19 protein-coding genes are annotated in these 17735 nt (G+C 42.9%); 7 read left to right on the top strand and 12 right to left on the bottom strand.

The window, feature by feature from the left end; genetic code table 11:
* Nucleotides 1–16: 16 nt before the first annotated feature.
* The 3 genes from EOD41_RS20630 to EOD41_RS01885 are packed head-to-tail and all read right to left on the bottom strand — an operon-like array spanning nt 17 to nt 2231.
* On the bottom strand, nt 17–175 hold the full coding sequence (locus tag EOD41_RS20630) for a hypothetical protein (protein ID WP_164849861.1): 159 nt from the start codon (nt 173–175) through the stop codon (nt 17–19).
* Nucleotides 151–1314 carry a glycosyltransferase family 2 protein gene (locus tag EOD41_RS01890; protein ID WP_127703085.1) on the bottom strand — a complete coding sequence of 388 codons (1164 nt, stop codon included), beginning with the start codon at nt 1312–1314 and terminating at the stop codon, nt 151–153. Before EOD41_RS01890 ends, EOD41_RS20630 begins: the two co-directional genes overlap by 25 nt.
* 2 nt (nt 1315–1316) lie before the next feature.
* Nucleotides 1317–2231: a glycosyltransferase family 2 protein gene (locus EOD41_RS01885; RefSeq protein WP_127703084.1), complete on the bottom strand. Its 915-nt coding sequence runs from the start codon at nt 2229–2231 to the stop codon at nt 1317–1319.
* Between the two features lie 108 nt (nt 2232–2339).
* Here EOD41_RS01885 and EOD41_RS01880 point away from each other — a divergent pair, with 108 nt between their 5' ends.
* Genes EOD41_RS01880 through EOD41_RS01865 form a run of 4 tightly spaced genes read left to right on the top strand, consistent with a single transcriptional unit; the run spans nt 2340 to nt 4848 of the window.
* Nucleotides 2340–2834: a hypothetical protein gene (locus EOD41_RS01880; RefSeq protein ID WP_127703083.1), complete on the top strand. Its 495-nt coding sequence runs from the start codon at nt 2340–2342 to the stop codon at nt 2832–2834.
* Nucleotides 2831–3970, top strand: coding sequence for a fused response regulator/phosphatase (locus EOD41_RS01875; protein ID WP_127703082.1), 1140 nt, complete (start codon nt 2831–2833; stop codon nt 3968–3970). The genes EOD41_RS01880 and EOD41_RS01875 overlap by 4 nt, the downstream gene beginning before the upstream one ends.
* A 1-nt stretch (nt 3971) precedes the next feature.
* The gene (locus tag EOD41_RS01870) at nt 3972–4307 is read left to right on the top strand and encodes an STAS domain-containing protein (RefSeq protein ID WP_127703081.1); all 336 of its coding nucleotides are present in this window, start codon (nt 3972–3974) and stop codon (nt 4305–4307) included.
* Between the two features lie 10 nt (nt 4308–4317).
* On the top strand, nt 4318–4848 hold the full coding sequence (locus tag EOD41_RS01865; RefSeq protein ID WP_127703080.1) for an ATP-binding protein: 531 nt from the start codon (nt 4318–4320) through the stop codon (nt 4846–4848).
* On the opposite strand, the gene EOD41_RS01860 is transcribed toward EOD41_RS01865, so the two are convergent.
* Entirely contained in the window at nt 4849–5694 is an 846-nt protein-coding gene (locus tag EOD41_RS01860; RefSeq protein WP_127703079.1) for a beta-1,6-N-acetylglucosaminyltransferase, read from the bottom strand.
* 88 nt (nt 5695–5782) lie between these two features.
* Between EOD41_RS01860 and EOD41_RS01855 the strand changes: the two genes are divergently transcribed.
* Entirely contained in the window at nt 5783–6895 is a 1113-nt protein-coding gene (locus EOD41_RS01855; protein WP_127703078.1) for an acyltransferase family protein, read from the top strand.
* Here EOD41_RS01855 and EOD41_RS01850 read toward each other — a convergent pair whose 3' ends face one another.
* Nucleotides 6896–8233, bottom strand: coding sequence for an oligosaccharide flippase family protein (locus tag EOD41_RS01850; protein WP_127703077.1), 1338 nt, complete (start codon nt 8231–8233; stop codon nt 6896–6898).
* A 141-nt stretch (nt 8234–8374) separates the two neighbouring features.
* On the opposite strand from EOD41_RS01850, the gene EOD41_RS01845 reads away from it, so the two are divergent.
* Both EOD41_RS01845 and EOD41_RS01840 read left to right on the top strand, forming a co-directional pair.
* A complete protein-coding gene (locus EOD41_RS01845; RefSeq protein ID WP_127703076.1) occupies nt 8375–9166 on the top strand; it encodes a glycosyltransferase in 792 nt (263 codons plus the stop codon).
* On the top strand, nt 9163–9936 hold the full coding sequence (locus EOD41_RS01840; RefSeq protein WP_127703075.1) for a glycosyltransferase family 2 protein: 774 nt from the start codon (nt 9163–9165) through the stop codon (nt 9934–9936). The genes EOD41_RS01845 and EOD41_RS01840 overlap by 4 nt, the downstream gene beginning before the upstream one ends.
* 150 nt (nt 9937–10086) lie before the next feature.
* Here the strand turns inward: EOD41_RS01840 and EOD41_RS01835 are convergent, their stop codons facing one another.
* The 7 genes from EOD41_RS01835 to EOD41_RS01810 all read right to left on the bottom strand — a co-directional run bounded on the left by EOD41_RS01835 (nt 10087) and on the right by EOD41_RS01810 (nt 17734).
* Nucleotides 10087–11295 carry a glycosyltransferase gene (locus tag EOD41_RS01835; protein ID WP_127703074.1) on the bottom strand — a complete coding sequence of 403 codons (1209 nt, stop codon included), beginning with the start codon at nt 11293–11295 and terminating at the stop codon, nt 10087–10089.
* Between the two features lies 1 nt (nt 11296).
* The gene (locus tag EOD41_RS01830) at nt 11297–12835 is read right to left on the bottom strand and encodes an O-antigen ligase family protein (protein WP_127703073.1); all 1539 of its coding nucleotides are present in this window, start codon (nt 12833–12835) and stop codon (nt 11297–11299) included.
* Nucleotides 12835–12984, bottom strand: coding sequence for a hypothetical protein (locus EOD41_RS20625; protein WP_164849860.1), 150 nt, complete (start codon nt 12982–12984; stop codon nt 12835–12837). Before EOD41_RS20625 ends, EOD41_RS01830 begins: the two co-directional genes overlap by 1 nt.
* Complete coding sequence (locus tag EOD41_RS01825) at nt 12974–14164, bottom strand: glycosyltransferase (RefSeq protein ID WP_127703072.1); 1191 nt, start codon at nt 14162–14164, stop codon at nt 12974–12976. The genes EOD41_RS20625 and EOD41_RS01825 overlap by 11 nt, the downstream gene beginning before the upstream one ends.
* Nucleotides 14165–14179: 15 nt before the next feature.
* Nucleotides 14180–16348, bottom strand: coding sequence for a GumC family protein (locus tag EOD41_RS01820; protein WP_127703071.1), 2169 nt, complete (start codon nt 16346–16348; stop codon nt 14180–14182).
* Entirely contained in the window at nt 16349–17041 is a 693-nt protein-coding gene (locus EOD41_RS01815) for a TolC family protein (RefSeq protein WP_164849859.1), read from the bottom strand.
* 252 nt (nt 17042–17293) lie between these two features.
* Entirely contained in the window at nt 17294–17734 is a 441-nt protein-coding gene (locus EOD41_RS01810; RefSeq protein WP_127703069.1) for a QcrA and Rieske domain-containing protein, read from the bottom strand.
* Nucleotide 17735 lies beyond the last annotated feature (1 nt).

Here is a 17735-nt window from a genome sequence, read left to right as displayed (position 1 = left end):
TTATAAATTCTAAAATCTAAATGCTAAACTCTAATGAAGTACCCGTCATTGCGAGGAACGAAGCAATCTCTACACATGCATAACGGCCTAAAAAGTACAGAGATTGCTTCGTTCCTCGCAATGACGCGCTGGTTGTAACCGAAATCTCTCCTACTGCCTTTTCGCCTTTTCCCATATTGCGCTTTGTCCGCCGCCGGCATATCTGAATATTCCCCTTACCACCGCGTAATTCATCATACAGAAATAGTAAGGTATAAAAAATATCTTCACCTTTATTTCCCGGGCTTCCAGTATCCAGCCTAATAACGACATTCCGTAAAACAGTATTTGCGCGGCAAGCAGCAGCATGTAAATCAGTCCGCCGCCGTTAGCTACTATTAGAATATTAAGCAGGAGTGCAAGGATCATTAAAAATGGCACTACTGTCCACCGCAACACGCGATGACTGATATACTGAAAACTCAATATAAAATTACGGAATGGATTAAGCAGCGGCTTTAACCTTAGTATCGATTGGATTCCTCCTGCCGCTATACGTATCTTACGTTTCAGTTCCTCCTGTACGTTTTCTGAAGCAGTTTCGGTAGCGTAAGCATCCGGCTCGTAAATTACACGGTAACCGTCAATGGTAACCAGCAAGGATATCATAAAATCATCCAGTATAGTATCAGGCTGAACAGGCACGTACAGTTCACGGCGTATGCTGAACAGCTCCCCCGCAGCACCAACAACGGAATACAATTCCGAATCCCAGGTTTTCAGTTTCGACTCATACTTCCAATAAAAGCCCTCTCCTGCTGTGGCGTCGGCGGTTTCATCAACATGCACACGCTTTTCGCCTGCAACCGCTCCTACTTTTTTATCTGCGTAATGGCGGCAAATATTTACAATAGCATCTTTATTCAAAAAAGTATTGGCATCTGTAAACACCACTACATCGGTAGTTACTTCCGTCATGGCGCGGTGCACGGCTGCTATTTTACCACTACGGGCAAGGCTGTGCATCAGCTTTACCTGCGGAAATTGTTTAACAATTTCAGGTGTGGCGTCTGTTGATCCATCGGTTACGAATATAAATTGAAGCTTACCCTCAGGATAATTCAACTCAAGGCTATTCTGTATCTTCTCGGCAATAAAGCGCTCTTCGTTATATGCAGCAACAACCAGCGTACAGGTAGGTAGGTTCACTGGTTCGGGTAATTTCGGTTTGCCTTTTACGGCACGTTTTATTTTTATAATGAAGTACAGCAATATGCCATATCCGGCGAAAGCGTAAAAAACTATAAAGAGACTTATCCAGAATACTATTTCCATATTTACTGTAGAGGGTAACCTAACTTAGTACTGTTTTTGTTTTGAGTAATATTCCACCAAATGGCTTTAAACAGCCATTTTATAAAATTAGGGTGCCCGGTTTTCAGATATTTGATGATGTTTCGAGGCGTTACTATCAGTATGAAATACACACAGAACACCAGTTTAGCAAAAGCCGGTGCGTTACGTCGGATGAACAAGATACGGTTGCGGTTCATGAAATACTCTTTTAAAGCGCTCACCCGCCCTACCGATACCGACTCTTTATGATAAATAAGTGCCGAGGTAACCAGCCATATCTGGTAACCGGCACGCTTTATACGGTCGCACCAGTCAAGCTCTTCATAATATAAAAAGAAGTTGGGCGACATCAGTCCGGCTTTATCAATACATTCACGCTTCAGCATCATAGCCGCGCCGTGGGCATAGCCTGTGGGGCCTGTTAGATGGTCGTACTGGCCTTTATCCGTTTCAAACTGCCCTATTGAATTATTGCGGGCGGTGTAGTAATTCATTTCGGTGAAACCCATGTACTGCAGCATTTCAGGCTGATCAAAGTAGCGTATCTTGGGGCATACCATACCAATTTCAGGGTGTTCGTCAAGCACCTTTACCAGTGTTTCAACCAGCCCGGCGGTAAACTCGGTATCGTTGTTCACCAGGAAAAGGTATTCACCTGTAGCTGCCGCGATTCCCAGATTATTGCCGCCTGCAAAACCTAAGTTGGCGTCGCTGCGTATAAACTTAACATCAGGGTATTTAACTGTCCATTCGGGCACGCTGTTTACCTTGCTGCCATTATCAACCACAATTATCTCAATATTACTGTAAGTATTGGTTACGCTGATAGACGTTAACAGGTCTTCGGTGACCAGGCTTTGATTAAAGTTGACTGTAATAACGGATACTTTTTTCATGCAGTTATTTAACCTTGTACGGTAATACAGGTAATGGGTTGTTGAAAATATTAATTTATATTGAGCGTCAAAATATATAATTAAAATGAACAGGAAGGCACAAATGGCATGAAGCCCGACGATAAAGCGGTAAACCAAAAGCTTGATGAACTGATTGCCCTGCTTGCTGATAATCATATAGACAGCGAGAAGGCACGCGGTTTGCGCCAGCGCATCAGCAAAGCCATCGAAGCTTCTTCTACTGAAGAAGAGGAAAAGATTGATGCCTTTCGCAGCCTCGATACGTCAAATGCATCGCGCCTTGAACTGCTTGATGAGTTCAGCATACTCTTATCATCAAATCAGATAGACAGCAACACTTCAAAAAAATACATTGCCACTCATAGCACCAATGTTTTAGTAATAATTATTGGCATTGTGATGATCACTTTGGGTTTTGCGATGATCATAATGCCTGCGCCGCCTGATTTTGAGATATACACCGTTTTTTACTTCAACCAAAACGACGGAGTAACTATAATGGACCTTATTTCTTTATTAATAGTGCTTGCAGGCATATATTTGCTTATCAAGTCGGTTTATAAACGTTCTGCCGGGATATGACACAAGCCACTCCTAATAAAATACTGCTGGTTGATGATAACCCTTTTTTCCTGACCCTTTTGGTTGAAGGATTTAAAACCGCGGGCATGGAATGTGTTATTGCCGATTCGGCGTTTGACGCGATAGAACGGCTGAAAACCTTCACTCCCGATATAATTCTTTCAGATTACGAGATGCCCGGTATGAACGGTATTGAGTTTAGAAAACACCTAATGCAAGACAGGTTGCTGCGCGATATACCGTTTGCTTTCTTAAGCAGCCTGAGGGATAAAGATGTAGCGCTTGAGGGGCTTGACCTGCAGGCAATAGATTTTATTATAAAGGATACGCCTTTTGACATTATCATTTCGAAGCTAAACAGCATTTTGTTGAACGTTCAAAAACAGCGTGAACTATCAACCCTGGAAGTACAAGCCGCTGCGAAATCACTCAACATCAAAACCATACCCATTAAAAGTCCGACGGTTAACGGCTTTGATATTGATTTCTGGCACCGCCCTTTTCAGGAAATACCCGGCGGAGATTTTATTGACTTCATTCCGGTTAACAGCCGTTATACTTTTGTTGTTCTTGGCGATATCATGGGTAAAAAATGGCAGGCCTGGTATTTTACTTTCGGATATTTGAGCTATGTGCGTTCGGCAGTGCGTTTTGCAGCCCTTGATAACGACTTTTCTACATCAAGCATACTGCGCAAGGTAAACAGCATTATTTGCCTGGATGATGTACTGAAAGACATTTTATCAAGCCTTTCCCTGTTACTTATCGATACCGAAAATCACTCGGTTTTGTATTCAGGCGCAGGCGACTTGCCATTGCTGCATTACAGCGCGGCAAGCGGTAAACTGCGCAGCATTGCGTCTGAAGGACTGCTATTGGGACTCTTCCCTGACGGAGGATATAATGAACAACAAATTATTTTAGAAAATAACGACCAATTATTTATTTTTACTGACGGCATGATCGATTTTGCTACCCCTTCTGGCAAAAAAAGCGATTATAACCTTTTTGCGGACAAGATAAGTGATTTATTAAAAACCGATACTGAGTTTAAACAACTAAAGGAAAAACTATTTGCCGAAAGCATAGGCACACAGGTTGACGATTGCAGTATTATTAACGTACTAAAACGCTGATATGATAGATATACAAGAAGAACGCCCTGATTACCTGCTGGCTAAGGTTAACCTTATGGAAGCTAACCTGAACAATGCAGATAAATTTCGGGATGAACTGGTAAACCTGCTCAACAAGTACGGCAAACGCGTGGTACTTGACCTGAGCAAGATCACCTATATGGACAGTTCGTTTCTGGGCGCGCTTGTTTCAGCTTTAAAGCATGCAATAGCTAATAGTTCGGATGTTATTTTAATACATCTGAAAAAAGATATACACGACCTGTTTGCGCTGATAAGGCTTGATAAAGTATTTAAGATACACAAAAACCTTGAGGCCTTTACAACAGCTGGCTAAAACCTAAATTATGCAAATTATCACAGGCGCTAAGGAGTTTATTTTCCTGAATGCATTGCCGGCTTTAGTGCCGTCGGTTAAACATGTGCTTGACCATACCGGAAAGTGCATCAAAGATACCGACTATCTTAATGACATTCTGTTCAGAGTAAAATCGGTTGTTACCGAGCTATTTACCAATGCCTGCAAACATTCGGGCACCGAAACGGTGAAACTAACCGTAGATATTAACGACGATTACATCAGCATTACAAAAATTGACGATGGCCACCCCTTTAACCGTGAATTACTAGTGCATCCTGAGGGTGAAAAAAAACTACTGGCTTATGATGTGATGCACAACCTATACGCGCTTACTGACGGTGAAAACACTATAAAATTTATTGCAGAGGAAAGTGACAACGAGCAGCCGGATATCAATAATATTACGGAGCATTTCGGTTTGCTTATTATTACCAAATGCGCTAATGAGTTTTTATACCATTATGATAGGCTTACCGGTCAGAACGTTTTTACTGTAAAAATAAGCTTAATCGGTTAATTACTTTTTGAGTAAGTGGTTGTCGATGTAGTCAAGCACGGCGCTATCTTTCATTGCGTCAAACTTACGGGCGAAAAACTTATTGGAACTGATAAGTTTTGGTGCGTCTTCCATAGTAAGTAGTTTTGGGCTTGCGCCGCCGCCGCTCCAGTCAATATAACGCAAATCTTCATCAACCATTCTGTCACGCAGGTGTGAATTATACAGTATCGTTTGAAAGATAAACTCATCGGGCGCCCAGGTAAACTTCATAAAACGGCGCAGCGCCGGATGTTTCTCCCAATAATCGACAATATATTTTATACATTCTACAGAAGCTGTAAACCATTGTGAACGGCCTACCAAAATCAGATCATTTGGTATTCGTCGCTGCGGCATAAGCGTGTTAATAGCTTTCTGTACCAGGTAACGCCCCGGAAACGGATAATTGTTGAGGTGATATTCCTGTACGCGAGGCAGGGCTTCAAGCCAGTGTGTTTGAGCAACCAACGAATTCATAAAAGCTTTATCCGGATTTTCGCTCAAAAAATCAAGTAGCTCCTCATTACTTTTTAGCGGATAATCCTGACCGCTTAGCAGGTTTATGTAACCATAGCCGCCTGTAGCCAGTATCTCATAAAAGCCGTTGATGGTAGCCTGAACAATATTGAACGATCCCCAGTAAACCTTTACCCTGTTCTTGATAAAATATACACCCGGCAGTTTGACCAAGGCTTCAAATGGCTGAAAAGCAGATTTTGCATCCAAATGAACGAACACATCTGCATTTTTTTCCGTTAAACGGGTTATCAGTCGTTTTAATTGATTGGGCTGATTGTGGGCGAGTATAAGATAGGCAATGCGCATTAAAAGTTTGGATTGAATAAAAAGACAAGCTGTTTACATTAACGAATTACATACATTTACCCGAGGGCAATTTAACACATAATATTTAATGAAGGAACGTTTTGAAGTTTTAGACATTTTCAGGGGACTATTCAGCAGCCTTGTTGTTTTCTTCCACATGAGTACTTTTTCTGACACGCCTGTTTTACAAAACAATTTCATACTAAACGCCGACCTGTTTGTCGATTTCTTTTTTGTACTGAGCGGCTTTGTTATTGCTTACAGCTACCAGCACATGTCTACCGGTGAAGAATTAACACGGTTCTACAAAAAAAGGTTTTGGCGGTTGTACCCGCTGCACCTGATCGTACTGCTTATTTTCGTAGCCATACAAGCTACCAAACATTTCGCATCTGGTTATGTGCAGGTAAATAATCTGGATAATCCTTCAAACAACGTCACCACTTTTTTAAGCAATCTGTTCCTTATCAATTCGGTTAAGTTGCCCGGCGTTGCTGATGTTAGCTGGAACATAGCCAGCTGGTCGATAAGCGCGGAAATGATCGCTTACCTGGTATTCGGCCTGTCGGTTACATTTATCAACAGCAACAAGCTTACCGCTAATCGTAATATCATTTACAGCCTGGTAGTAGTAGCAGCCTTCGGCCTGTTGTACTACTTTACCGATAGTTTCGGCTTGCTATTTACTTTTAATTATGGCTTTTTACGCGGCATAGCCGGATTTTTTGTAGGCGTATTATGTTTCAACGCTTATAATTACTTTAAAGTCTGGCTGCGCCCCATGCAAAACAGCCTGTTCAGTTTTTTGGAGATTATCGCACTGGTAATAACATTCGCGCTGGTAATACAAGGCGAAACTTACAAGCAATACGGCTTTTTATATGAGGCGATGTTCTTTATCACCATTTTTATTTTCGCTTTTGAAAAAGGATGGCTGTCGGGCCTGCTTAAAAAGCCAAAGCTTCTGCACAGTATGGGCCGTTACTCCTACTCTATTTACATGATCCATACCCTGATACTGAGTTTGTTTAACATCGCTTTTATCAGGGTATTAAAACTGCCGCCATCAAGCTATAGCTACCTCTTTATAGTAAATTATGTAGTAATCTATTTCGCTTCGTCGTGGACGTTTAAGCATATCGAAATGCGTTTTAACTTGTCGTCAAAACGAGAGGGTAAAAAGGGCTGGTGGATCTGGTAATTACCGTTTAAACTTTTGCTTTAACTGATTAATATACACCTTCGCCTCGGAGATGCCTAACGAATAAACGCTGAAGAACGAAAAATTGTGGTATCTCTTTAAAGCGTAATATCCTATAGTAGTTCCAATCAGCGTCGGCGCGAGTGTGGCCAGTGTAATACCGTAGATGTTTTTGAACAACAACACGCCCAGCACGTCGAAAATGATGTTTGCCGCAAGCATTATCAGTACTTTGTAAAAGTTGATTTTGGGTTTGTGTATCACATCCAGCGTAAGCGCGAAGAACCTGTCGGCCGGGTACAACAGTGCGAAGGTCATGAACAGGCGGAAAACGTTAGCTGCTTCGGTACCTACATATTTACCGCCACCCATAATGTAAATTGGCACATCAGCCAGTAAAACGGCAATTATCGCCGCAGGGAACAGTATCACGGTAAGCAACCCGATATATTTCTTCATGATATAGATCACTTCGCTGCGGCTGTTCTGGTTATACGCCGCTGCCAGCGAAGGCATTCCTGTTGCGGCGAAACTCCTCAATGGAATCTCAACCAGTTGCATCAGCGTTTGTCCAAGATTGTAAATAGCCACAGCGCCGGTGCCTAACATGGCGTTGATGATAAACAGATCGGAAAACCTGAACATATTTGAACTTAGCGTAGTACCTACGCTGAACTTACCGAAATTGAATATCTCGGATACGGCGGCTTTGGTACGATGCTTTATAGTATCCAGTCTACACCAACCCATTACCAGGGTGTACAGGCTTGTCAGTGCATGTGAAAGCAGGTAGGCATAGAGCACATTCAGCACACTGCCTTTTTGCATGATCATCAATATCACCACAAAAAGCACAAAGCTACCCTGGTTCACCATACGCACGTATAACAGCCTGTCGAAACGTTGTTCGCCCTGCAACACGCAGCTTGCGATAAACCATGGTAATGATAAAATATATGTCGCGCCGAAATATTTAAAAAAGAGGATATACCCGCCGCTGAAATGATCTAAAAAGAACAGTACAGGAAGGTTTAAGATTATTAGCCCGCCGGTTATGGCCATGGCGATATACCACGTAGCCCCTACTACTTCGGCACTGCGCTGACCGGTAGTTCCCGAATAAAATTTAATAAAAGCCGTAGTTAGTAATCCTGACCGGAAAGTATCAACAAACAACACTGTGGTTTGAAACAATACCCATACCCCAACTATGTCGTCGTCTTTAAGCGCACGATATATCAGCGCTGTAGTGAGCATCCCCAACCCCGACATGATGATATTACCCGCAAGCGATAGAAAGTGCTTATTTTTTATGAGGGTAAGAATTTTCTGCAGCATATAGAGGCGTTGATATTTTTGCTAAATAAACATTATTTGCGGGATAATGGTTGCAATAAATAAAATGAACATTAATTTTAAACCCATTCCACAACCTTATACGTGTTTTTTAGCGTAAAAGATTAAAGGAAATTTACAGGCATGGACCATAATTTATATTTTAAAGATGTTACGCTGCTGATAACGCATTATAACCGCAGCCGTTCGTTACAGCGTTTGCTGCAAACTTTTCGCGATCAGGGCATTGGCTTTGGCGGTATTGTGGTGAGCGATGACGGCAGTAAACCGGAGCATCTGCAACAGCTTACAGCACTTCAAAACGAATATAATTACCAACTGGTTACCACGCCAAAAAACAAAGGATTAGGCAACAATATAAATAAAGGTCAGGATGCCGTTCAAACACCTTACACCTTATATGTACAGGAAGACTTTGAGCCCAAGCCGATTTTTGCAACACATTTTAAAGACGCGCTGAAATTTTTTGAGGAAGACCCGGAACTGGATATTGCTCGTTTTTATGCTTATTTCAAATATCCTTATACCAAACCGTATGGCAAGGGATTTTCGCAGATGTTGTTCTCGCCGTCAGTATTCAGGAACGATCATCTGAAGTTTTATGTGTATAGCGATCACCCGCATTTGCGCCGCAGCAATTTTATGCAAAAGTTCGGGCGTTATCCGGAAGGAATAAAGGGCGACCTTACAGAGTTTACCATGGCGCTTTCTTTCCTGCAGAAAAAGGGGAAAGGAATATTTTTCGATAAATTTACCGATCTGTTTTACCAGAAAAACTCAGCCGACGAGCCAAGCACCATGGGCCGGGCATCGTGGCGTGAAAGTAAAAACCCGCTGGCACTTGCGGCACGCGCGGTATATTTACAGTTTAAACTGCTGAAATGGACGTACGCCTACCTATTTAAGAAAGTATGATGTTTGATACCATAACGCTGCTTGTAACCCATTATAACCGCAGTCAATCGTTACAGCGACTGCTGAACGCTTTTGTAAAGCAGGAAGTTTATTTTGGCGACATTGTGGTATCTGATGACGGCAGCCGCCCCGAGCATCTCGACAGGCTGCATGAGTTGGCTGAGATTTATAATTTCAGGCTAATAACCACCTCAAAAAACCGTGGACTGGGCAACAACATCAACAAAGGGCAGGACGCCGTGCAAACCAATTATACCTTGTACGTTCAGGAAGATTTTGACCCGTATCCGGGCTTTGACGAACGGTTGAAAGACGCGCTGGATATTATGGACGAGCGGAAAGATGTGGATTTGGTACGTTTTTATGCCTATTTTAAGTACCCATACCTTAAACCGTTCCGCAATGGTTTTTCAGAAATGAAGTTTAGCGTGTTCTATCCGGGGTATCGCAAGTTTCACATGTACAGCGACCATCCGCACCTTCGTCGTACAAGCTTTTTCCATAAGTTTGGCCGCTATGCTGAAGGCTTGAAGGGCGACCGCACTGAGTTTTTAATGGCAATATCATTCATCAAGCACAAAGGCAAAGCCATGTTTTATGAGGATTTCAAAGGCGTATTCGATCAGATAAATCCTGAAAGTGAACCCTCAACCATGACACGCAGTGATTTCCGGCAAAGCGATAATCCGTTTATTTCTTTTGCGCGGATGATCTACCGCAACATTAAACATAATTATGATCTGTTTACTTTTAAGTCGCATAATAAGTAAGGACCTTGATTTGAGAATTTAAGGATTGTATGATTTCCTTTAAATATAACCACGCGTCATTGCGAGGTACGAAGCAATCTCTACACATGCAAATCAGCATGAAAAGATTAGAGATTGCCACGCTACGCTCGCAAAGACGTGATGGGTAACTTACCGCTCTGTCAAATTTATCGCTTTATAAATTTCCTTGACATTATTTTCCCAGCTATGTGTAGCTGCAAAACGGATACGGTCCTGCTGCTTTACCGGAGAATCTTCATCCAAAGCTTTTTGGATAGCAGCCAGGTAATCCTCTTTAGTCTCGCAGAGGTAAGTATGATTGGCAAATACACTCATGGCTTCAGTTCGGGTAGCAACAGTTGGCTTACCCATGGCCAGGTACTCATCAATTTTACGTGGATAATTGCCTATGGTTACCTGGTTAACCACCTGCGGGTTCAGGCAAACATCAAACGCGTTGATATACGCAGGTAACATCTCGCCGGGCTTGCTGCCTAAAAAGTGGATATTAGGTATACTGTGCAAGCGGCTTGCGGTAAATTCGTTGTCCTCAGGGCCAACCAATACAATACTCCAGCCGGGGCGTTGTTCGGCAAGATAAGCCAGCAGGTCGATATCCAGCCTGATACTTTGCAGCGCGCCTACATAACCAATAACCGGCTTGCTGATATTCTGCATATCATCAGGTACCGGTAAAGCCTGCTTATTAGTGAATATCTCCAAGTCACACCCCTGCCCTACGTAATGCGAATTCTTATTGTAACGGCCGCAATAACTTGCGAGATATGTTGAGTTAGCCACACAGAGATCGCTTTTTGCTATCAATTGCGGTTCCAGCTTTTCACCGTGCAGTTTCCAGTAATCAACATACAGCAAATAATCGCGCGAGTAATAAATGCTTACAGCAGGCTTAAGCAGTTCTTTCAGGTAAAAACAGCGGAAGATATCATTGTCATTAAACAGTATAACATCTTTAAAGCCAAGCTTCGTGATAGCATCACTTATTGACTTTGCAAAACGCTTGTTGTTGATCTTATTCAGGAAAGTATATATCGCATCGTTCTTTATCCAGTTAATGGATTCTATCATCCTGTCGGGATAAAGGTTCCAGAGGTTATCCTGCAGCTTTACAATGGCATCGGCCTTATGCTTAATTACATCTATGCGTTTTTTAACCTTCGGGTCGTGTTTCTGCTTCAACAGGGTAATACGATCGAGCGGTGAATTGACATACAACACGCGGTTATGCCTGCTAAACTCGAGCGCGATATTTTTACAGTTGCTGCCAATCTCAACGTCCCATGGCTGCTGCCCTACTACTACAATATCGCGTCCTTGTATAAAATCGTTCGGCTCCATATTACTGATATCTTATCACCTCTTTTTCGTTAAACGCTTCCTCAGGCCGGCGTTGCTGCCTGTCAATCCGGTAAGTAACCGAAATTAATGCGGCGGCCAGCGAGAACAGCAGGTTCGACGGGTATTGTACGAGCGCTTCCTGCGGAAAGTTAGCTATGTTGTATGCAAAAACAACCAGCGTCATGGCCAGGCAATATGTTTTTAGCTCCGGGTTTTTAATGCGGTAATAATTGTTTATGCCCGTTTTCATGATGGTAAACATCAGCGTACAAAAAATGATCAGTCCAATCCATCCAAGTTCTACAGCAATACGCATGTAACCGCTATCGGGCGGGAAGTTTGCCAGGTATGATCCCGGAGCAAAACGCTTGCCCCAGGTACCCGTCGCACCAAGTCCGCCGCCAATCGGATGACTTTGTATAAATGGCTGAATACGCTTTTGATTGAATTTCCGCAGGTTGTACGAGTCGTCGTTGTTCGGTCTGAAAGCTGTTTGAAAGCGTACCAGGTTTGGGTTTGATGTAGGTATGTTAATCAATACAATCAACCCGAAAACGCCCAGTATTGCGAGCATCAGTATTTTTTTGTTATACTTTATCACAGCAAACAAAGCCATAGCTGCAGGTACCAACGGGTTAGCAGCCCGTGTGCCCGAGAATAACATACTGTGCAGATACATGCACACGCAAATGCCAACCACAATTTTTTTCCAAAGGGAGAATTTGCCCTCAAGGATACATATACCGATGATAGCGGCCATCACCATGTTGTAGCCAAATGAAACCGGGTCGGAAAAGATGGAGAACTTACGCCAGTGCCCGCCAATAAACAGCAGGTCGGCAATGGCAGGGTCCGAATGCAGGTAAGCATCCTCAACCGCCGAAAAGCCTATGTATTCCTGCTTATAGCCATACAGTGCGGCAAACAACGCCAGTGCCAGCCATATTTTAAACAGCAGGCGTACCATTTTTATGGTGCGAATGTTGTACAGGAAAACAAAATATAGCAACAATACTATAGCCACCGTACGGATAGTGTACACCCATGCCAGGCGCGATTCGGCCGCAGGGTTGGCAAATTCGAAAACGTTGTAGCCTATCCAAACCAGTATCATGGTGGTAACGGGCCCTTTAAGCATATCCCAGTTATGCTCGGTGCGCTGCTTAACTGCCAGGCCAACCATCATCAGTACCTGGAGGCCGTCCATAATAACGCCTACTGGCCCTGAAACGCCTATACGGGTTAACAAGAATAACAGGTAAGCCATCATTACAACCACCACCATACCAAATTCAGGGTATAGCAGCACACCCGCTACAACCGGTAAAGCTATAGCGGCCGCCAGTATCATCACGGTAAACTTAACGCCATACAAGCCTGTGCCAATGGCAATGGCTATCGCAATAACCAGGAATATGGCAACGCCGCTGGTTTTGTTCAGCCTGTCTAACAAGGAGATTTTTTTCAGCCCGAAAGTAAAACCGTCGGCATCGAGGTTAACCCGGCGGGTATTGTCTATTTTAAGCTGAAAGTTATCCACTAAAAAAATACTATTTTGAAAATGAAGGCATAAGTACTTACTGCTGCCAAAACAAGGGCAACTATGCGGGTTATCCTGTCAACACGACGCTGGTATCGCCGCTTAAATACGTCCTCCTGTACTATCTCTTCAGCCGGTTCAACCCTCATTGTTATCGTGTTTAATTTCAGTGTCGGTACTGTGGTAATGCCGGGTAGCTACCGAGCGTTTGTTGGCACCGCGTGCTTTCATTAACGACTGTACCTGGAAGTAAATAAACTTTGGTATGCTAACCAGCGACTGGTAAATGCGCCTATCGGTAGGTGATTTGGCCAGTGCAAGGTAAAACCCGAGCACAAACAAGCCAAAAGCCGCCAGCCAGATAAACGCCGCTGTTATATTGATAAACAGGTTTATGAACAAGCATAATAAAGACAGCAGCAAAAAGATAAACAGCGGGGGCCTTAACAAGATCAATCCAAAAATGAACTGGTTTCTACTAAAATTTATGATGCCCTTCCCTATCAGCGTAAAACCAAAACCGAAATACTTAAACCAGGTATTTATCCAGCGTGAACGCTGTTTTACCAATTGATCGCTGCGTGTGGTTTTTTCGTCGTACACTACGGCTTCGCCCGTAAAGGCTATGCGGCGGTTACGGCCTACAATGGCTGCCTGCAATACTTTATCAAAACCTGCTCCCGAAATATTGCTATTTTCCAGACACTCGCGATAAAGCGATACGGTAAAAGCCATGCCTGAACCTGCCAGCGTTGCTGATGAACCTAAATTGAACAGCAGCTTACCATCATAAAAATGATAATAGATATCACGGGCGGCATCAAGGCAGGCGTAGGTGGTATCAAGGTTTTTTGCTTCGCGGATGCCTTGCACAGCGCTGAAACCTGCTTCGAATAGCTTGTTCAGTTCGTTAAGAAAATTAGGATGAACCAAATTATCGCTATCAATTATCGTCAGCCTTTCATGCTGGCGGCGAAAGTTATGTATGGCATAAAAATGCGATTTGATATTACTGGCCAGCGTTTCGGGTGGGCGCAGTACAATTACACGCTCATCGTTGAAATGCAGGTTACTTACGTCGCATTTATCAGCAACAATGTAGATAAGGTAGTTGGAGTATTTCACCCGCAATATCGAATCGACAACGGAAGGCAGTTGATCAGTGTACTCATACGCTGTTACAATGATGGCATAATCAGCCTCATTGATAGCGGCAGGGTATACCCTGCCGCGACTAAAGTTTGAGAACAGGTATAAGATAAAAGGGAGTACAAGATTATACCCGATAAGTATTTGCAGAATGATCCAGATTACAGTAACCGCTTCCATATTTAATATACACAGTTACGTGCGTTTTCGTTTTTTTGTTGCGTTTTCGCCCTCCACTTTGTTAAGTACCCATCCAATAAATTTAGGCCTGATGCTTTTCAGGTAGTTGATGTTAGGCTTTATTGTTTCAGTGATATTTTGTCCCGACTCAAATACAGCTACTACCTTATCGGCAACAGTTACCCATTCTTTCGAGCGGTTAAGCGTGTTCAATGCCGACGACTCGATAATAATAATATCAAAATGCTTCCTCAATTCGGCAAATTTTTGTTTAACACGTTCTTCACTACGTATTTCAAATAAGGATATATCACCGCCACGGTTGCCCCACACATTCAGTAATGTAGATGGATTAAGTTCTTCAACCGTAAGTTTGTCTTTAAGGAAATCTTCCAGAAACAGCTGCGGTTTCACTGTATCGGTAATACCCGAGTCTTCAAAGTTACCATCAATAAGCAACACCTTTTGGTTGATAATGGCATGCGAGTAAGCCAAACTTACAGAAAGCAGCGTTTTTCCTTCACCTGGCTGAAGGCTGTTTACCAATAATACCTTATCCTCACCGTTCAGTTCATTGTCAATTTCATACCGTACCGAACGCAGCAGGTTTTTAAACTGACGAGTTTTTTCGTTACCCTCGTTAGTATCCCAAATCCGTTTAAAATCAATAACACTGTTGTTAAGCAAATTCAGATGGCCAAGCACCGGTATTTTGGTACGGTTTGCCAGTTCTTTTGATGTTTTAACAGTATTATCAAGAAAGAAGATAACAAATAGCACTATTACACAGAACACAAAGCTTACCACACCGCCAATAATAACCAGCAGCATCTTTTTTGATGGCTGAGCCAAACCCGGCATGGCTGTAACAACCTGGCGTAGCTGCACATCAAAATTAGCTTCCATGCTAACCTGATTATACTTTGATAGCAGGGCAAGATATTCCTGCTGCGCAACTTCTATGTCCTTTTCAAATGAACCTATAACCGCTTCATGAGGTACCAGTTGGTCAAAACGGCTGTTTAGCCTCGATAGTTCCCTGTCAATGGTACCAACACTGGCTTTAGCAATGGTATTTTGTGTTTGCAGGTCGGTTTTGCTTTGAACAAGATTTTGCTTGGTAGTAAGCGGGTTCAGGATATATTTATCTGACGATTGCTGTATCTTTCTTGCATATACCCTCTGCAGCGAATCGGCTTTTTCTTTATAAGCTTCATCAAAACCGCTTTCAATATAAGCGTCGTTGGCAGCTTTCAATTGCTGATCAAGCTCGGTTATCTGTACGTTCAGCCTGGTCATAGAGCTTTCACGGTACTGCCTGTCGCGCGGATCGAACTGATCGTCAATACGGTTGATGGCCGCACCGGTGGTAACAGCGTCTTTTAAAGCTTCTTCACGTTGATTTTCATACTCTGATAGCTGGCCATACAAAGTTTTTGCCTGTTCGGCCAAACTAAGTACACGATTGTTGATTTTGTATTGCTGAAGCTGCCTTGTTTTAGAGTTAAGCGAATCCTGCTTTTCCTGTAATAATCTGCCTAAAAATGTAACCGCACGGTGCTGGTTCTCTTTAACAATTGAGGTATAGTAACTAATAAATTCTTTACAAAGCGTGTTAACCACAAAAGCCGCCTCTTCAGGGTTCCCGGCATCATACTGAACGTTAATGAAGTCGCTATTCTCGGCACGATAAATCAGTAATGTTTTTAAAAGCGACTTATCATCATACCCCATCGACTCAAGCAGTTTATTCAACCCGTTCTGGTCGGGGTTGAACAATGACAGCGTACCCCGCTTTTTATACATGTCGGTATAAACCTGCAGCGCGTGACGGCGGGCGTTGTCGCCAATTTCGTTAAGTAGTTTGCTTGGCTTTTTAAATGGACGTTCGCTGGTAAGGTCGTGGATCATCAGGCGGTATGATACCTGATCAAGTATCCTTTTCGACCGCATCATTTGTATCAGGTTACTAAATTCCTGACTGATTTTTGATTCCTGAACGTCCTGACTGTTAAGCACCTGCTGTGTCTGGTCGACAATACCGGTAGCTATCTGCCCCTGTGAGCTGTACACATCCGGCTGGTTACGTACTAAAAAGTAGGTAATAATTACAGCCAGCACAGGTACTGCTATCAATATGTACTTATGCCTTAAAAGCAGCCTTATAAAATTACCAAACTCCATTTATTGTATATTTTCCAGCTTATCTCCTAAAAGTTCTTCCAGATCGGCTTTGGCGGTGAACAGGTTAGCCTCGGCACCTATTTTTGTCTGGCTTTGTGTTGTTAACAATGTTTGCGCCTGGTTAAACTCTGCAAACGTAAGCTCACCTTTTTTGTACCGGTACTCAGCATCATTATAAGCGTTTTGTGTTAGCTGTGTGGCATTGGTTTGAATTTTTAGTTCGGCTACACGCTGCATATAAACGTAATACCTTTTACGTACTTCGGTTGCAAGGGTTATATCGTATTCGGCCTGTTCGCTTTCGGCAACGCGCCTTTCGGCTTTGGCCCGGCTGATGTTCATCGGCGTACGCAAAATAACGCCCAGATTTAAAAATATGCCGGCCTGTAAACCTCTGATGTAGCGGCTACCGGGATTGGTTGGATCAACCACCGAAAAGTTTGAAGGCTGATAAATGTATGAAAGCGATACCGCGTCGAATATCGAAACCGCTGCAATTGATACGTTGGTGCGGGCTATATCAACACGTGCTTTGTATGACTTTACACGCGGATAGTTTGCACGGGCAACTGTTATAAGCTTGGCTATATAATCTTCAGAAATACTGCGCACCATGCTTTCCTGGGCGGAAGCACTGTTAAAGTTTAAGACAAGAAACAAGATTATAAAGGTTGTAAGTATTCTTAAATTCATTAAAAACAGCTTAAAATGCATTAATCCCGCAATTTACTTATTGGCGCAAATATCCACAGGAAAATTACAACAAAGTTTTTAATCCAAGCTATGCATATAACATACCTATATACGATAATAATTGCTTTTGGTTTACATATATAATAATAATGAATAAAATGCTTTGACTTTCAACCAAATAGATAATTGCTCAGTACAAAAAAGCCTGCGCTTTACAGCACAGGCTAACACAACAATTAGTATCGGCTTTAATTATGATGAAACGGTAAGTGTGTTCCCATCTATATCAATAGCATATTCTTTTAACGCGCGGGTAGCCGGGCCAAGCAATACATCACCGGATGCGCTGAACTGGCTGCCATGATTAGGGCAAATGAATTTTCCCTGCGCCGCGTTATAGCCTATCTGCGTTCCTTCGTGCGTACAGGCAACCTGTACCGCAGTAAACGCGCTTTCATTATTACCCGCTGCTATGCGCACCAGTATAACGCCATTAGAAATTTTTGACTGCCCTATGCTGGTCAATTCGCTATTCAGGTTGATACTGAACAGTTCGCCGTCATCATCACCGCCGTTGCCCGGGTCATTCGGCTTCGGGTCGCTGCTTTTTGACCCGCACGATACAAGGGAGCATCCGGTGCATACTGCAGCCAGACCAACCCCAAATTTTGCTAAAAATTCACTTCTTTCCATG

This window comes from Mucilaginibacter limnophilus (assembly GCF_004005815.1).
GTDB classification, from domain to species: domain Bacteria; phylum Bacteroidota; class Bacteroidia; order Sphingobacteriales; family Sphingobacteriaceae; genus Mucilaginibacter; species Mucilaginibacter limnophilus.
This window is presented reverse-complemented; position numbering and strand designations above follow the sequence as displayed.

Bases quoted from the DNA above. Each gene is read 5' to 3' on its own strand.
- EOD41_RS20630 (WP_164849861.1), bottom strand. From the start codon at position 175: ATGGGAAAAGGCGAAAAGGCAGTAGGAGAGATTTCGGTTACAACCAGC.
- EOD41_RS01890 (WP_127703085.1), bottom strand. From the start codon at position 1,314: ATGGAAATAGTATTCTGGATAAGTCTCTTTATAGTTTTTTACGCTTTC.
- EOD41_RS01885 (WP_127703084.1), bottom strand. From the start codon at position 2,231: ATGAAAAAAGTATCCGTTATTACAGTCAACTTTAATCAAAGCCTGGTC.
- EOD41_RS01880 (WP_127703083.1), top strand. From the start codon at position 2,340: ATGAAGCCCGACGATAAAGCGGTAAACCAAAAGCTTGATGAACTGATT.
- EOD41_RS01875 (WP_127703082.1), top strand. From the start codon at position 2,831: ATGACACAAGCCACTCCTAATAAAATACTGCTGGTTGATGATAACCCT.
- EOD41_RS01870 (WP_127703081.1), top strand. From the start codon at position 3,972: ATGATAGATATACAAGAAGAACGCCCTGATTACCTGCTGGCTAAGGTT.
- EOD41_RS01865 (WP_127703080.1), top strand. From the start codon at position 4,318: ATGCAAATTATCACAGGCGCTAAGGAGTTTATTTTCCTGAATGCATTG.
- EOD41_RS01860 (WP_127703079.1), bottom strand. From the start codon at position 5,694: ATGCGCATTGCCTATCTTATACTCGCCCACAATCAGCCCAATCAATTA.
- EOD41_RS01855 (WP_127703078.1), top strand. From the start codon at position 5,783: ATGAAGGAACGTTTTGAAGTTTTAGACATTTTCAGGGGACTATTCAGC.
- EOD41_RS01850 (WP_127703077.1), bottom strand. From the start codon at position 8,233: ATGCTGCAGAAAATTCTTACCCTCATAAAAAATAAGCACTTTCTATCG.
- EOD41_RS01845 (WP_127703076.1), top strand. From the start codon at position 8,375: ATGGACCATAATTTATATTTTAAAGATGTTACGCTGCTGATAACGCAT.
- EOD41_RS01840 (WP_127703075.1), top strand. From the start codon at position 9,163: ATGATGTTTGATACCATAACGCTGCTTGTAACCCATTATAACCGCAGT.
- EOD41_RS01835 (WP_127703074.1), bottom strand. From the start codon at position 11,295: ATGGAGCCGAACGATTTTATACAAGGACGCGATATTGTAGTAGTAGGG.
- EOD41_RS20625 (WP_164849860.1), bottom strand. From the start codon at position 12,984: ATGAGGGTTGAACCGGCTGAAGAGATAGTACAGGAGGACGTATTTAAG.
- EOD41_RS01825 (WP_127703072.1), bottom strand. From the start codon at position 14,164: ATGGAAGCGGTTACTGTAATCTGGATCATTCTGCAAATACTTATCGGG.
- EOD41_RS01820 (WP_127703071.1), bottom strand. From the start codon at position 16,348: ATGGAGTTTGGTAATTTTATAAGGCTGCTTTTAAGGCATAAGTACATA.
- EOD41_RS01815 (WP_164849859.1), bottom strand. From the start codon at position 17,041: ATGAATTTAAGAATACTTACAACCTTTATAATCTTGTTTCTTGTCTTA.
- EOD41_RS01810 (WP_127703069.1), bottom strand. From the start codon at position 17,734: ATGGAAAGAAGTGAATTTTTAGCAAAATTTGGGGTTGGTCTGGCTGCA.